The organism is Acidovorax delafieldii 2AN, assembly GCF_000175235.1.
Classification (GTDB): domain Bacteria; phylum Pseudomonadota; class Gammaproteobacteria; order Burkholderiales; family Burkholderiaceae_C; genus Acidovorax; species Acidovorax delafieldii_B.
The window spans coordinates 1-1,139 of the sequence record NZ_ACQT01000528.1; the positions used below are offsets into that span (position 1 = coordinate 1).

Consider the following 1,139-nt stretch of genomic DNA (forward strand, 5'->3'; position numbering starts at 1 on the left):
CTGCGCGCCTGGCCTTTGCCGACCGTGCGCAGTACGTGGCCGACCCCGACTTCGTGCAGCCCCCCGCAGGCAGCTGGATGAGCCTGCTGGAGCCCGCCTACCTGGCCAGCCGCGCCCAGCTGATCGGAGCGCAGAGCATGAAAGTGGCGCAGCCCGGCACCCCGGGCGGCGTGCGCACCAGCCATGCCCCCATGCCCGACCAGCCCGAATACGGCACCAGCCACATCAGCATCGTTGACGCCTTCGGCAACGCGGTGGCCATGACCACCACGATCGAAGACCAGTTCGGTTCGCGCCAGATGGTCACCACCAACGCCGCGCGCCCCGGCGGCTTTCTGCTCAACAACGAGCTCACCGACTTCAGCTTTGCCCCCACCGATGCGCAGGGCCAGCCCATTGCCAACCGCGTGCAGCCCGGCAAGCGCCCGCGCTCGTCGATGGCGCCCACGCTGGTGTTCGACAAGGCCAGCGGCGAGCTGCTGATGAGCGGTGGCAGCCCCGGCGGCGCGGCCATCATCCACTACACGGCCAAGACGCTGTATGGCGTGCTCAACTGGGGGTTGATGCCGCAGCAGGCCATCAACCTGCCGAACTTCGGCACGTTCAACGGCCCCACGCTGCTGGAAGAAAACCGCTTCCTGCCAGCCACGGTGGAGGCCCTGCGCGCCCGCGGCGCCGAGGTGCGCGAGATGAACATGACCAGCGGCCTGCAGGCCATCACCCGCGGCCAGGTGCATGGCAAGAAGATGTGGCTGGGCGGGGCCGACCCCCGGCGCGAAGGCGTGGTGATGGGGGATTGACGGAAATTGGAGCCGAATCGGCTTGCAGCGCTTGAAGCATCTGCGCCAAAAGCTATTTAAAACATAGCAATGATGCCGCAACAGGCCATCACCCGCGGCAAGCGCATGGCAAGAAGAGGTGGCTGGGCGAGGCAGCCCCCCCCCGGCGCGAAGGCGTGGTGATGGACGACCGACGGACTTGAGCGTCAATCGGCTTGCAGCGCATGAAAAATAAGCGCCAATAGCTATTCAAAACATAGCAAACCACCAACCCGAAACCCGGCAGCGCGCCGCGTGCCCCCTCCATGGCGACTGCATGCGTGGCGGGGCACGGCGCGGAGTGCGGCTGGCCCCGAGACT

General features: G+C 66.9%; 1 protein-coding gene. It reads left to right on the top strand.

Annotated elements, in window-relative coordinates:
* Positions 1 to 800: gamma-glutamyltransferase (locus tag ACDELDRAFT_RS22800; RefSeq protein WP_005801481.1), on the top strand; the 800-nt coding region annotated here is incomplete at its 5' end.
* Positions 801 to 1,139 lie beyond the last annotated feature (339 nt).